The 14382-nt window shown below is 43.8% G+C and carries 11 protein-coding genes and 1 pseudogene; 6 read left to right on the forward strand and 6 right to left on the reverse strand.

The genetic code is table 11. The features are described from left to right. Window positions 1-4: 4 nt before the first annotated feature. The 3 genes and pseudogenes from istA to AC0L4K_RS03655 all read left to right on the forward strand — a co-directional run bounded on the left by istA (window position 5) and on the right by AC0L4K_RS03655 (window position 2852). A complete protein-coding gene (gene istA / locus AC0L4K_RS03645; RefSeq protein WP_473268236.1) occupies window positions 5-1537 on the forward strand; it encodes an IS21 family transposase in 1533 nt (510 codons plus the stop codon). Between the two features lie 10 nt (window positions 1538-1547). After that, window positions 1548-2287 (forward strand): annotated as a pseudogene (gene istB / locus AC0L4K_RS03650) (IS21-like element ISVch3 family helper ATPase IstB). A gap of 19 nt (window positions 2288-2306) precedes the next feature. Further along, a complete protein-coding gene (locus AC0L4K_RS03655; protein WP_473268237.1) occupies window positions 2307-2852 on the forward strand; it encodes a DUF1826 domain-containing protein in 546 nt (181 codons plus the stop codon). A gap of 269 nt (window positions 2853-3121) precedes the next feature. Here the strand turns inward: AC0L4K_RS03655 and AC0L4K_RS03660 are convergent, their stop codons facing one another. The 6 genes from AC0L4K_RS03660 to AC0L4K_RS03685 form a co-directional block, all read right to left on the reverse strand. Further along, window positions 3122-4819, reverse strand: a complete 1698-nt coding sequence (locus AC0L4K_RS03660; protein ID WP_417227778.1) for a sigma 54-interacting transcriptional regulator — start codon at window positions 4817-4819, stop codon at window positions 3122-3124. A gap of 66 nt (window positions 4820-4885) precedes the next feature. Next, window positions 4886-5524, reverse strand: a complete 639-nt coding sequence (locus tag AC0L4K_RS03665; RefSeq protein ID WP_417227779.1) for a cupin domain-containing protein — start codon at window positions 5522-5524, stop codon at window positions 4886-4888. 124 nt (window positions 5525-5648) lie between these two features. Beyond that, window positions 5649-6287, reverse strand: coding sequence for a cupin domain-containing protein (locus AC0L4K_RS03670; protein ID WP_417227780.1), 639 nt, complete (start codon window positions 6285-6287; stop codon window positions 5649-5651). A 29-nt stretch (window positions 6288-6316) separates the two neighbouring features. After that, complete coding sequence (locus AC0L4K_RS03675; protein ID WP_417227781.1) at window positions 6317-7759, reverse strand: aldehyde dehydrogenase family protein; 1443 nt, start codon at window positions 7757-7759, stop codon at window positions 6317-6319. A gap of 100 nt (window positions 7760-7859) precedes the next feature. Next, window positions 7860-8183: a c-type cytochrome gene (locus AC0L4K_RS03680; protein WP_417227782.1), complete on the reverse strand. Its 324-nt coding sequence runs from the start codon at window positions 8181-8183 to the stop codon at window positions 7860-7862. After that, a complete protein-coding gene (locus AC0L4K_RS03685) occupies window positions 8180-9760 on the reverse strand; it encodes an FAD-binding oxidoreductase (RefSeq protein ID WP_417227783.1) in 1581 nt (526 codons plus the stop codon). The genes AC0L4K_RS03680 and AC0L4K_RS03685 overlap by 4 nt, the downstream gene beginning before the upstream one ends. 548 nt (window positions 9761-10308) lie before the next feature. Between AC0L4K_RS03685 and AC0L4K_RS03690 the strand changes: the two genes are divergently transcribed. Genes AC0L4K_RS03690 through AC0L4K_RS03700 form a run of 3 tightly spaced genes read left to right on the forward strand, consistent with a single transcriptional unit; the run spans window position 10309 to window position 14365 of the window. Continuing rightward, window positions 10309-11886: a DUF1302 domain-containing protein gene (locus tag AC0L4K_RS03690; protein ID WP_417228124.1), complete on the forward strand. Its 1578-nt coding sequence runs from the start codon at window positions 10309-10311 to the stop codon at window positions 11884-11886. A 14-nt stretch (window positions 11887-11900) separates the two neighbouring features. Next, window positions 11901-13253, forward strand: coding sequence for a DUF1329 domain-containing protein (locus tag AC0L4K_RS03695; protein ID WP_417228125.1), 1353 nt, complete (start codon window positions 11901-11903; stop codon window positions 13251-13253). Between the two features lie 53 nt (window positions 13254-13306). Next, entirely contained in the window at window positions 13307-14365 is a 1059-nt protein-coding gene (locus AC0L4K_RS03700) for a WD40/YVTN/BNR-like repeat-containing protein (protein WP_473268239.1), read from the forward strand. Window positions 14366-14382 lie beyond the last annotated feature (17 nt).

Below are 14382 nucleotides of genomic sequence, written 5' to 3' on the forward strand. Positions count from 1 at the left end.
GACAATGGCTAAAAAGAGAACGCCAATGAACAAAATCAAAGAGGTATTACGCCTTAAGTACGAGTGTGGGTTGTCCTACCGTAGTATTGCCAGTTGTCTCAATGTCAGTCTTGCAACAGTCTCAGAACTTGTCGCTCGCTTTAAGCAAAGTCAGATAGGCTGGCCTCTCCCAGAAGGTTGCAGTGATACAGACCTTACTAAAGCTCTTTATCATTCGAAGAAAGCCAGTCGACACAAGGTCATGCCAGACTTCGCTCAGTACGCTGTCGAACTCAAGCGTAAAGGCATGACAAAGATGTTGTTGTGGCAGGAATACCATGAGCAATATCAAGAGCAGGCTTACGCTTACACTCAGTTCTGCGAGCACTTCACTCGCTGGTTCAAAACCCAAAAGCGCAGCATGCGTCAGCTCCATGTTGCAGGTGACAAGCTGTTTATCGATTACTGTGGGCCTCGGCTTCAAGTCGTCAACCCTAATACAGGTGAAGTGCGCGAAGCCGAAGTGTTCGTAGCGACCTTAGGCGCGTCAAATTACACCTATGTTGAAGCCTTCCCTAGTCAAGGTAAGTCTTACTGGTTAGAGGCGCATGCGAATGTGTTCGAACACTTCGGCGGTGTACCACAGCTCTTGGTTCCCGATAACCTGCGTAGCGCGGTCACCAAAGCTAATCGCTATGAGCCAAGACTTAATGACAGCTATCAAAAACTGGCAAATCACTATCAAACTGCTGTGATGCCTGCTCGCCCCTACAAACCGAAAGACAAAGCCAAGGCAGAGAATGCCGTGCTCCTAGTGGAACGTTGGATCATGATGCGGCTACGACACCAAACCTTCCATACCTTCAAAGAGCTGAACTTGGCCATCCGTGAGCTTATGAATGACTTAAATCAACGTGAGATGAAACAGTATGGTGCAAGTCGTAAAGTGCTGTTCGACAAACTCGATAAACCTGCATTGAAGCCACTGCCTAAGCAGCGATACCTATATACCGAAACCAAACGAGCCAAAGTGGGGCCTGATTATCACATCGAATATCGCCGCCATTACTACTCGGTTCCTCATCAGCTTGTTGGCCATCATGTCGAACTGGAAGCTTCCAACCGTTTGGTGCAAATCTACCATCAAGGTAACTTGGTCGCTCAGCACCCACGTAGCCAAAGGGAGCACGGAAACAGCACTCAACCAGAGCACATGCCGAGTCATCATCAACATCAAAAGTGGTCGCCTGGACGCTTACTCAACTGGGGAGCCAATATCGGCCCAGCCACACGAGAAGTTGTCAATAAGATGCTTAACTCCAAGCCTCATCCAGAGCAGTCTTATCGTTCTTGTCTGGGGTTACTCAACCTAAGCAAAGCCCATGGTGAATCGCGCCTAGAGCAAGCCTGTAAAGATGCACTGATGCTGACAAAACCCAATTACACCTTCGTCAACAATCTACTCAAGAACAATCGTGAAGGGCAACTGAGTAAAGACAAAGCGAATACGCCGAACCTTGTTCACAGCAATGTTCGAGGCCCGACCTGTTATCACTAGGAGAAAAGATATGAACGCACTTAATGATCAACTCAAAAGCCTCCGCTTGAGCCATGCGGCGAAAGCGTTAGAGCAGCAACAAGAGCAACTGACCACTTACGCAGAGCTGAACTTCGAGGAGCGGTTAAGCTTGCTTCTGGAAAGCGAGATCTTGAACCGTAATCAGAGCAAAATACAACGCTTAAAACGACAAGCTAAGCTGAGAGTGGATGCGCAACCGAGTCAACTCATCTACAAGGAGGGACGAAACCTCAATCGCAAACAGATGAGCGAACTTCTGACGGGGAGTTATCTGCACAAGCACCAGAATATCTTGATTACAGGCCCAACAGGTGCAGGAAAAACCTATCTTGGTTGCGCTCTGGCAACCAGCGCCTGCGACCAACAGCAAACCGTCAGATACTACCGATTAACTCGCTTGCTGATGATCTGACCGCAGGTCGTCTGGATGGTAGCTATCAAAAGCAACTTCAGTCTCTCGCTAAAAAAGCCCTGCTTATCCTAGACGACTGGGGGATGGAAAAACTGACTCAAGAGCATGCTGGTCACTTGTTAGAAGTGCTTGAAGACCGCTACCAAAACAGCAGCACAATCGTCATCAGTCAGTTACCTGTCAAGGAGTGGCACAACATGATCGGCAACGCCACCGTCGCAGACGCTCTAATGGATCGTCTAGTTCACAATAGTCATCGAATAGAACTGGGAGGAGAGTCAATGAGAAAACTGGCGCAATCCGAACACTTAGAGTAAAAATAGGGAAAGAGAAAAAGTGCTGGTTCAGGTGTTCGGAATAAACCGAAACAAGCGTTCGCAATCACCGAAATACGCATTTAATCTTCGCTCTGTCATTAATCCTGAGAAAGCGGTTTCGTCTCTAAGATCTTTATTGCCTGATCTGGAAAGCCAATCAGCGTTCATCGATGATCTGGCCTTGTTGCTTGATATGTATGCCTGCTTGTTTGAACTTGATGAGGTTGGTGTAAGGCTACAGGTGCTGGATCGTGCGATGTGCCCCCGTTTCCATACTGACAAATTAGGTTGTCGTTTAGTCAGCACTTATCAGGGGCAAGGAACAGAGTGGCTTCATAATAGTGATGTAGACCGCGGCAAGCTGGGCTCTGGAAATATGGGTTTGAATGACGATGAGTCAGGGCTGATTTCTAGTCCAGCTTGTATTCAACAGGTTAACTCGGGAGATATTGTTCTGTTAAAAGGTGATGGCTGGTATGGCAATGATGGGTTGGGAGCGGTGCATCGTTCTCCAGCAGTTTCCGGTGGTGAAAAGCGCCTTGTAGTTACTATGGATTTTGCTTGAGAGTGAAACAAAACGTAGCGAGTTGAGGGTTTTAGAATAAATGCGACAACGGGATAAGAGATTCACTATTGATCGTTATACCCTTCTTTATTGTCAAAAACATAAGATTTAGCGTTAATGGTAATTATTTGAAAATTATTTTGGATGGAAATTCGATGGTATAGACGTTGACGAAATTGGGCTTAACAGCATTGCTCAGTGGTTTAGGATGTACTCGATGAACGCTTTGAATGTGTCGAGGCCGGTTGTAGCAGCCCCATTTTAGGCTGTTACGTTTTGGCATGCTTAGCCGACTTCTTCAATCGGTATTCGAGTTTTATCCTTGTCATGTCAAGTTCACGTGCAGTTTTCGATATATTACCATTATTTTTCGCAACGATATTCTTTAAAAAGAGAGTTTGGATATCGGCGTATTGAAGTTGGTCTCTTGTCATATCATCAAGGATAGAATCATATAGAGGGGCTGCTTCTTGACCTGTTGTATCAACCTCAAGATTCAATGAGCCTTCTAAATTTGAAAAATGTCCATAATCAAGGGTTTCATTATTTTCTGCTAAGATAACTGCGCGCTCGGTGATATTTTCTAGCTCTCGGACATTTCCCTCGAAAGTGTAGTTAGTTAATTGCTCTACGACACGGGAAGAAATACCGCTGATATTTTTTTTGTGGATTTTACTGAAATGTTTTATGTAGTGATGGAGAAACATCGGAATATCTGATTTTCGTTGTCTTAATGGGGGTATGTGAATCGGAAATACGTTGAGTCTATAGAGTAGGTCGGTTCTGAAGCGTCCATTCGCTGCCGCTTTATTAAGGTCAATGCTGGTAGCAGCAACAATTCTGACATCAACCGATATTGTTTTGCTATCGCCGACTCGTTCAATTTCTTTATCTTGAAGAGCCGTTAAAAGTTTGGTTTGTGCTTCCCAAGATAGATCTCCTATTTCATCGAGAAAAAGCGTTCCTCCATTTGCCCTTTCAAATCGACCCGCTCTGGATTTACTTGCATCTGTATAAGCTCCCTTTTGTACGCCAAAAAGCTCCGATTCAACTAATTCATCTGGTATTGCCGAACAGTTTATGGCAATAAAGGGGTGGTTATTGCGATTACTGATCGTATGCAACGTCTGCGCGAGTTTTTCTTTCCCCACTCCTGTCTCGCCTAAGAAAAGTACAGATGTATTAGCGTTGGCAACATTCTTGATTCGGGCTAAGCATTTTTTAAGTGCGTCTGAACTACCAATCACACCATGAGTGGTTTCAATAGTGATATCGTTAGTCAAAATAGCCGACGTGTTATGGGGGCGCTGTTTTGGTGCAGTCGTAGACTCTTGGCAGAGTGAAATATATTTGAGTTGATCGTGTATTTCATCTTCATACCAATCTGATAGTTGTTTGCCTATCAATCTACAGCATTGGTGACCGGATACTTCGCATTCAATTTCTTTATAGATAATGGGGATATTTAATAAAGTTGATGCAAAGCCACTCATATAGCCTGTTTGCATCCAGCATGCTGCGTTTTTAGATAACCCTTTATTTTGGAGTATGGCGTCTACTTCGAAATTACCGGTAAAGGTTCTTTCTTCATAAAAATAGGGGGCAAGAGGGTCTATATCTTGTTGTATTATTTTTGTGTTGATCGTGCCACGAATAGACTGTGCCTGTTGACCGATAGCAAAAATCTCTTTTATAGGGCTTTCTTTATAGGTTTTCTGACAGGTGAGTGCATCTCGTTTTCCGGATGAAAATCCGAGTTCGCAAAAAATTCTGGATGTCTCTCGGATGCCAATAATTTCAACGATTTCTCTTTTCATTCGAGCTAAGGCAGAGGTCTGGATTAGAGAAACGTATTCATCAGAGAATTGTAGACGGCCCGTTTCTGGATAAAAACTGATGAGATCTGTTAGGTCGACTGAATTACCTGGGCTCGCCGTTGTATTTGGCTTTTTCATTTCTATTTTCAAGATAATCTACCATAAGGTTTGATTGTTACAGGTGGAAGAAAGAATTTCCACCTGTAATATCAGCTATTATCTTGGTAACGTGTCTTTCCACGGTTTTTGTTCGTACGGTAGAGGACCGTCGAGCATTTGGAAGTCTTCAACGCAGTTGTTGTACCAGTCGGTCATTTTCAAGGGGTCTGCATTCATTTGTGCGGTCCAGTCTGAGCGATCACACTCTTTCGGCAGTGGTTTATGTGTTGGCTTGTCTAAATAGTTCCACAAAATAACCCACTTGGCCGGTGAACCCGTGGATTTATAACCATGAACCTGTCCAGCAGGGACGTGCACCCATTGACCTTTTGTAACCACCATATCTTTGTCACCAACGCGCATCTGAATAGTACCTTCAGTGACGATAACCGTTTCAGTACGGTGGTAGTGGATGTGTGGCGGGCCATAATAATCATGTTCAATATGCTCAATACCACCACTGAATAGCCCATCGGTATCTGAGGGTAGGATCATAGGAATAAATGTTGCTCTTGGAAAACCAAGATGAAACATCGGCATATCAAGTGGTCGAACCATCGGCATAGGGTTTGTTTTCGGGTCATATTTGGTGTGATCAGCTTTCTCTTGATACATACCGTTAACATCGTCTAAAGCGTATGAGCCTGAAGACATACCCAGTAGTGCTGCCGTTGCCAGTACTAATGCTTTTTTCATATCTATTTTCTTTTGTTGTATTGTTGTATTTATCAGGCAGAAAGTGAGACATTGCTGCCTTAGTGGTTCTTATGGCCTTGTTAATACAGGAGAAAATATTTATTTCCTCCTGTAGCGTTAGCTATTATCTTGGTAGTGTTTCTTTCCACGGTTTTGTTTCGAACGGCTCAGGGCCGTCAAGCATTTGGAAATCTTCAACGCAGTTGTTGTACCAGTCAGTCATTTTTAAGGGGTCTGCATTCATTTCTGCCGTCCAGTCTGAGCGGTCACACTCTTTCGGCAACGGTTTATGTGTTGGTTTGTCTATATAGTTCCACAAAATAACCCACTTGGCGGGTGAACCGGTGGATTTATAACCATGAACCTGTCCGGCAGGGACGTGTACCCACTGACCTTCTGTAACCACCATATCTTTGTCACCGACGCGCATCTGAATAGTGCCTTCTGTGACAATAACTGTTTCAGTACGATGGTAGTGGATGTGTGGTGGGCCATAATAATCATGTTCAATATGCTCAATACCACCGCTGAATAACCCGCCGGTATCCGAAGGGAGGATCATCGGAATGAACGTTGCTCTTGGGAAGCCAAGATGAAACATCGGCATATCAAGTGGTCGAACCATCGGCATCGGGTTTGTTTTGGGGTCATATTTGGTGTGATCAGCTTTCTCTTGATACATACCGTTAACATCGTCTAGAGCGTATGAGCCTGAAGACATACCCAGTAGTGCTGCCGTTGCTAGTACTAATGCTTTTTTCATATCTATTTCCTTTTGTTGTATTTATAAGGTTAGAAAGGGAAGTCTTGCTGCCCTAACTGCACGGTGACCCACTTCACTTCGGTAAACTCGTCCATGGAAAATTGGCCACCCTCGCGTCCAAAGCCACTGTTTTTAACACCACCAAAGGGAGCAACGGCTTCATCGCGGATCGTTGGGCCATTAATGTGCACCATCCCTGTTTCTAGAGCTTCAGATATCTCATAGGATTTCTGTAAGTCATTTGTGATAACCGCTGAGGAGAGGCCGTATTCGGAGTTGTTAGCCAGTCGGATGGCATCTTTATAATCTTTAGCTCGAATGATTGATGCGACAGGGCCAAAACACTCCCGCTGGAATATGGACATGTTTTCTGTGACATCAGCTATGACTGTTGGTAGGAGACAGTTCCCGACATTATCACCACCGGTGAGTAAGCGAGCGCCTTCTGTTTGGGCTTCAGCGATAATTGATTTAATAAAGTTGATCTGTGAAGAGCGGATCAAAGGGCCAACAATAACCGTAGGGTCGCTAGGATCACCAGCTTTAAGTGATTGAGCTTTCTGTGCAAACTTGTTGCAGAATTCCTCATAGATCTCGTCTTCTACAATGATACGAGAGCCGGTCATACATACTTGTCCTTGATGTATGAAGTTGCTGAAAGCAGCGGCATCGACGGCATACTTAATATCGGCGTCTTTAAGTACGATCATCGGATTTTTTCCGCCCAGTTCTAGGGTGAATTTTTTCAGATGGGCTGCTGCTTTCTGGGCTATTTTCTTACCCACCAAAGTTGAGCCGGTAAAAGTAACTTTTTTGACTCTTGGATCATCTATCAGAATGTCGCCGATATCCGTAGCTTGTGCCGGAACAATATTCAATACACCGTCTGGAAGGCCCGCTTCTTTGAAGATCTCGCCGAGTTGTAGTGCGATAATTGGGGTTGCTTCGGAGGGCTTAAGGACAACACAATTCCCCGCTGCGATTGCCCAGCCTATTTTTCGTACTGTCAGGAGCAAAGGAAAGTTGAAAGGTGAGATGGCGGTAATAACCCCCAATGGTTTGCGAATACTGTAAGAACGTACGCCATGGGACTCAGATACAAACGTTTGGCCGGCTACTCTACGACACTCTCCCGCCATGCCTCTTAACGTTGAGGGAGTTAGATGCAGTTCAAAACCGGCTTTTAATTGCGTCGACCCTGATTCCTGAGTCAGCAGTTTTATCAGTGCATGTGATTTCTGCTCCATCAAGTCAGCCGCTTTGAGAAAGATAAGTTCCTTCTGCTGAGGAAGTGTATCTTTCCACGTTTGGAAGGCCTGATCTGCAGCGTCTATCGCCTTTAATATGTCAGACTCATTCGCTTGATGGACGGTTGCGAACTCTTCATTATTGTATGGGTTGCGTGAAATAAGTTTTTTTTGTGATGATGAATTAACGGGTTGTCCATTAATAAACAGCTTGTATTCATTCATTGTTGGCACCAATTGGTAAGCTAACCCCGCTCATCTTTTACCATCGAATAAAGCGGGGTATAGGGCTAGGTTAAAAGAACCTCACGGACGTCATTGATGACTACTTCTTTTCTGCGAGGTATGTCGCAAGCGCTTTAAGTTGTTGATCTGAGATTTCGGTATCCCGAAAAAAGGGCATACTGAAAATGCCTGATCGCACAATATACTGTACATACTCAGTAGTTAGGTCTGAGCGCTTTTGTAGCTGCGCTTTATCAATCCCAAGACGTTGTCCGAGTAGCTTGGTGCCAGGATGGTCGGCACTACTAGGGCCATGACAGTGAACGCACCATTGATCAAACACTACTTTTCCATCAGTGGCAGATGACTCTGCATGACTCACTGATGTCAGAGTTAAAAAGAGGGCAGCATAGACAGATTTCATGATTTCGCCTCCCGGTAAGCTTTAGGCCAAATTCCCTGTTTACCTGGGGCGAATATGCCATTGGGGTCAAGCGCATCTTTTAGGGTTTGATTGAATTTAAGTGCAGCGCCATCATTGAATGAATACGATCCCGCAACCTGATCCATAAGGAAAAGGTGTGAACGGTAAGCTGCCCAGCCACGTTTAGCACCTTCATCAATCATTGCACTTATCGCTTTCCGGCCTTGCTTATTCACTTCAGGCATATTTTTAATGATAGGTAGCGGAACAATATGCAGTAGGCCTCGTTCTCGACCGACAAATCCGCCGACATATTCATAACCAGCATCCTGAACCATCTTGCTGAACAGGTTGTATTGCTCCATGGCTGTGGAGCCTATCAGTGGACAGGTTGGGGAAAAGTCCATATGGCCGCTCAAGCCGGTGCCCCAGTTGATAACATTCCACTCGGCCATATTCGGTATGCCTGCTTGAAGCTTTTCGTTGTAGTCGAGCTCGTCAATAGTGAGTGGTGTTCTGAACTCTTTCATCTCATGGGTGACGCCTGGAAGTTTCTCAAAAGCTAAGCGTACTTTTTCCCAGTTATGTTTAACTGTGGATTCATCACCATAAAATGAAAGGCGTATATTCCACCATCCAACGCCGAGGTCTGCGTACATGTCCCGTAGTTCCTTTTTAGTCATCGGAACGGGACCTTGTTTATATTTTGATCTCACTGTACGGAAGGCCGCTTCGAAGGTGCCTGTGTAGATGGAGGGGGCGCATTCAATTGTTTTATCGAGCATGAAAGGGCGAAGTGTGTTGACGATATTTTCTAGTTGATCTTCATCCCTGACATGGATCATTCCGCACGTGTAGTATTCTGGCTCAGGCATTAGCCATAATCCCATTTTGGTGACAACACCATAATTGGATTGGGTGAATAGACCATCAACATAAGGCCCAAATCCGTATTTGAACTGTTGCCAACTATCGGTGCCCTCAATCGCGCCGTTACCTGTGCGCATAAGTTCACCGTCGGCAAGGACGACTTCCATACCGCACTGTTGGCCAAAGTGATCACCATACGGTGTGTAACCAGCACCACGTTCCAGTGCGTTACCCAGAACACTACCCCACCCAGGAGATGGCACTGACATCCATAGTTTTGAGTGATTTTCTTTTAAATGGTTGTGAAGGTCGAAAAAGCTAACGCCAGGTTCGACCAGTACGTAAGCAAGCTCCTCGTTAACTTCTAGGATTTTATTCATGCGCTTGAGGTCAAGAACGATGGTGCCGGTCATTCTTGGAGATGAACCGCCATAAGCAAGGTTTTTGCCTGTGGAGATACTCCAGAGAGGAATTTTATATCTATTGGCGATTTTAACGATGGCTTGAACTTCTTCCGTGCTAGCGGGGGCTATCGCAGCAGAAGCATAAAATTCATCGTTAGCGTCTAATGGGGTGTAAGCGTCTCTATATAGATCGACCTTTTTTCTTTCAATAAAAACCCATTGTTTTCCTACAACCTGATTGAACTCAGTTAACGCTTTCTCAAAAGTTGATCTATCGAGACCTGGTGGAAGCACTCTGTCCATCAAACATACCTCTATTATTAAAACGCTTAGCCTAATAAGTTGCTCAAGATACTGTGTAATTAACCCCGCTTTGTGCCGTAGGCATCGGTTGGCAAGAGTTTGCTGACACAGTTCAATGTTGGACAGCATTAGATAAGTGTTCTTATTTGTTGTTGTGGTTTGTAGGGGGAAAGCAATAACGAGACCAATTACTATTATTTTTTATAAGTGATTGATTTTAAGAGTTAAAAAATATTTTTTTAGAATGATTTGGTTTTTATTTTGAGGGGGGATGAATAATCGGCTAATGATTTATATTATTAACATTTTTGATAGTTGGGGTCTGTAAAAGATTTGGCTATAAGATAGTTTAAATTATTGATTTATAGTTGAATTCATATTATTTTTCAATTTATTTTAAAGTTGTAAATAATATAAATTTTTTATTTTGTTTTTGTCATAAAAGTATCTTATATATTTTTATCTATATGATATTAAACAGATTTATTATTTTTGGTGTTGTTTTTGCTATTCCTTACAGCAGGTCATGATAAATGAGGAATGCCTTAGTGAATAATAATAAATGCTCATACAATAAAAAGAAGAGTGCTCTTTCCTTAAGAGTAGTATCCAGTTTAGGACTCGCTGTCATTGCTGCTAACGCTGAAGCGGTGCAGTTATATCAGTCAGATGATGTCTCAATACGCTGGGATAATAATATTAAATATAGTGCTGCAAGTAGTGTCGCCAAGAAAGATAACGCTACATCTGCGGCGCTTGCCGCACAGTTTCGAAATGATGGTTATGACAACTTTGATCGAGGGTTAATTTCCAATCGTATTGATCTTCTGTCGGAGCTAGATGTTAAAGCTGGCGATATTGGCTTTCGCCTTAGCGGTGCTGCATGGTATGACGATGTATACAGTAAAGAGACAGAGCAAAATACATCCTTTCATCCCGACGTTGAAGATCAACATGGATCAGATGCAGAGCTTCTGGATGCTTTTCTTTACGGTCAAACTAGCTTTGGTGGAACCGATGTCTCGGTTCGTCTAGGTCGACATTCTTTGGTGTGGGGAGAAAGTTTATTTCTTGCCACCAATGGCATGGCTTATGCAAATGGCCCATTGAATCTAGCTAAAGCGTTGGCTGTACCGAATACCCAAGCAAAGGAACTATTCCTCCCGGTTAATCAGATATCGATGGGCGTTCAGCCGACGGATGACTTCAAGGTTGAAGCTTATTATCAATTTGAGTGGGAAAAATCTCGTATTCCCGGAGCTGGTTCATATTTCTCAGATACCAACTTTATGGATAAAGGCGGCAGCCTTGATCTTGGTTACGGTAATTTGGCTAGAGAGGATTATGAAGCTAGTGATGATGGTCAATGGGGTATCGCTTTTAAGTATTTTTCGCCAGAGCTTGATACCGACTTTGGTCTTTACTATATGAATTACCATGAAAAAATTGGCTACAATCAAGCAACCGATAACTTTTTTGATTTATCCACGGTTGCCCCTGTACCTCCTTCAACCATTGTGCCTGGTTCTTATGGTCTCTGGTTCCCTGAAGATATTACGATGATTGGTCTGAGCGCGAGTACGACTGTCGGGACTATGAACGTGGCGGGTGAGATCAGCGTGCGTAAAGATACGCCATTGCTTGCTAGTCCTTTTTCTCCGCCAAGTCAGCAGCCGTATGGCGATAGCTTCCATTACCAGATCTCCGGTATTTATATCGGTGGTCCACACCTTTTTTGGGATAGTTTTACCTTTATCGGAGAAATTGGTGGCCATAAGGTTACCGATGTAACAAAGAATGAAGCATACCTTTGGCCCGGTATGAATAATGAAGTATTGGGCACGCGATTCCAGTTTATTCCCGCTGTATACCAAGTACTCCCAGGTCTTGATATTGAAACGCCATTGTCCGTTGGTCATAACTTTAAGGGGTATTCTCAGCTTGATCCTAAGTTTAACGGGGGTTCTGGTGATGGTGCTGGCGATGTCTCTTTAGGGGTCGATTTTACTTATCAAGGTTATTGGAAAGGAGGGGTTAGCTATACCCATTACTACGGTGATGATGTGTCAGAACAAGCGTTGATCGACCGTGATTTTATTTCATTTAATATCAATCGAACTTTCTAATCAGGAACGCGAATATGATTAAAATAATTAAAAATAGCGCTCTTACAATGGCTGTTGCGCTGACCTGTAGCTCTACTGCTTTTGCTGTCTCAGAACAAGAAGCGGCGCGTTTAGGGCAAGATTTAACACCATTAGGTGCCGAAAAAGCGGGTAATGCAAGTGGCACTATCCCTGCTTGGACTGGAGGGTATAAAGGAGGCAACCCCGAAGGCTATGTTTCCGGCCAGCCTCGTAAAGATTTATTTCCAGAAGATAAGCCTCGCTTGGTAATTACGTCATCGAATTATAAGGAGCATCTGGATAAGTTGAATGCGGGTATTGTTAAGTTATTTGAGACCTACGATGATTTTCGGATGGATATTTATCCAACTCGCCGAACCGGTATGGCACCGCAAGAAGTTTATGAGGCGACCAAAAAAAATGCGATAACGGCAACGACTAGCCACAATGGTTATCTGCTCGAAAACGCTATCGGTGGGATTCCATTCCCGATACCGTCAACCGGTTTAGAAGCTATGTGGAATCATCTAACTTCCTATCGAGGTAAAAGTACCCACGATTATTTCAGAACTTATGTCGTTCCACCAAATGGCGAGAAAGTTTTAGCCTCAGGAACGAGCCAACACTGGATTTATCCCTACTATGGTGAAGGTTCATTCGATGGCAACGCGTTTGCTAAGGCGGCTCTTGAAAACTTGGAGCCTAGCTACAAAGTAGGTGAGGCGATGTTGGTATATGAGACGTTGGATAATTCAATTAATGGCCGTAAAGCTTGGCAGTATATGGCGGGACAACGTCGTGTAAGGCGCACGCCTAGTCTAGGTTACGATACGCCAGACTTTGTTACATCCGGTAGTGCTTTTTTTGATGAAGCATATATTTTCTCTGGCGGAATGAATCGTTTTAATTGGAAGTTAGTCGGCAAAAAAGAGCTGTATGTTCCCTATAACAATAACGGTTATTTAGAGCATTCTGACGATCAAACGATAGGTAAACACTTTTTGAATCCTGATTATGTTCGCTGGGAGTTGCATCGTGTTTGGGAAGTGGAGGCGACGCTTGCTGAGGGTCAACGTCATGCTGTTGCGAAGCGTAAGTTATACCTAGATGAAGATACATGGTTAGCCTTACTTGTTGATGGTTGGGATAGCAATGGTGAGTTATGGCGGATGAGCTATGGGCTACCTATCGTTATACCGGAAGGTGAATTTGTCGTGTTTCGTCCTTGGGGAACCTATGACTTTATTAAGGGAAGCTACCTAGTCAACGGTCAGTTGAATGAAGGCGATGCACAAATGAGTGTTACTGAGCCTAAAAGTGAGCGTTACTTTACCCCTAAAGCTTTGGCTTCTCGTAGTTTGAGATAACGTCCGTACTATGCCGGGAGTTTCCTCCCGGCTATTTATACCTCAGGTTATTTATGAGAAATTTTTTTAAAAAAGTATCCAAGCGGATAACCGTTTTTGTGATGTTGGTTAGTATGGCTATTTCATTTAGTTCAGCTAAAGCCAATACTGCTGCGGAAAAAGCACTGGAAATAGCGACACACTCACTCGTTTTAGATATTGCAACGGCTGGTCAACGGTTAGTTGCTGTCGGTGAGCGAGGTAATATTCTTTTGAGTGATGATCAAGGCCTGAATTGGCGTTTAGCCAACAGCCCCATCGGCTATGGTTTGACATCGGTGGCGTTTCCTTCAGCAACCGTTGGTTACGCTGCGGGACATCGTGGTGTAGTACTTAAAACGGAAGATGCTGGCCTACATTGGGTTCAGATTTTGGATGGCAAAACAGCATCGAAATTAGCATTTGATCAACTACCTAGTGATATTGACTCGTCCATTGCTGAAACCGTGCGGCGTTTATCGGGTGATGGTGCAGATAGGCCCTTTTTTGATCTTTGGTTTGATAGCCCCGATAGAGGTTTTGTGGTCGGCTCCTATGGACTTATTTTTATGACAGAAGATGGAGGTTTAACCTGGGATTCACTGATTCATAAAGTTGAAAATCCTTTTGGGTTTCATTTTTATTCGATTTCGCGGCTCCTAGATGGAGCTGTGTTGATATCGGGTGAGCAAGGTGGTATTTACGTGGCCGAAACGGATGATATGAATTTTGTAGCAAAAGATAGCCCTTATATAGGCACATTTTTTGGGCAGATAAGTCTTAAAGAGGGTGGGGCCATTGTTTATGGATTAATGGGTAATGTTTTCAAAAAGATCCATCTAGGCTGGGAAAAATGTAATGTTCCAACCGAAGCAACGATTAATACCGCCATTGAATTAGATGATAAACGCGTGTTGCTGGCCGCTGCTAATGGTCGTTTACTGATTAGTGAAAGTGATGGATGTCGGTTTAAAGCATTGGGTGTCGGCAGTGTCTTTACTGCTGGGCTAGAGCAAATTGACACGTCAAAAGTTATAGCTGTTGGGTTGAATGGCATAAAAAATATTTCAATTTCAATTTCAAAAGAAAAATAAATACTCAGCTATAAGAG

The organism is Amphritea sp. GJ51-11 (assembly GCF_055808735.1).

Excerpts from the sequence above, each read along its gene's own strand:
- istA (WP_473268236.1), top strand. The coding sequence starts at position 5 with ATGGCTAAAAAGAGAACGCCAATGAACAAAATCAAAGAGGTATTACGC.
- AC0L4K_RS03665 (WP_417227779.1), bottom strand. The coding sequence starts at position 5,524 with ATGAAAAAAGCATTAGTACTGGCAACGGCAGCACTACTGGGTATGTCT.
- AC0L4K_RS03670 (WP_417227780.1), bottom strand. The coding sequence starts at position 6,287 with ATGAAAAAAGCATTAGTACTAGCAACGGCAGCACTACTGGGTATGTCT.
- AC0L4K_RS03675 (WP_417227781.1), bottom strand. The coding sequence starts at position 7,759 with ATGAATGAATACAAGCTGTTTATTAATGGACAACCCGTTAATTCATCA.
- AC0L4K_RS03680 (WP_417227782.1), bottom strand. The coding sequence starts at position 8,183 with ATGAAATCTGTCTATGCTGCCCTCTTTTTAACTCTGACATCAGTGAGT.
- AC0L4K_RS03685 (WP_417227783.1), bottom strand. The coding sequence starts at position 9,760 with ATGGACAGAGTGCTTCCACCAGGTCTCGATAGATCAACTTTTGAGAAA.
- AC0L4K_RS03695 (WP_417228125.1), top strand. The coding sequence starts at position 11,901 with ATGATTAAAATAATTAAAAATAGCGCTCTTACAATGGCTGTTGCGCTG.
- AC0L4K_RS03700 (WP_473268239.1), top strand. The coding sequence starts at position 13,307 with ATGAGAAATTTTTTTAAAAAAGTATCCAAGCGGATAACCGTTTTTGTG.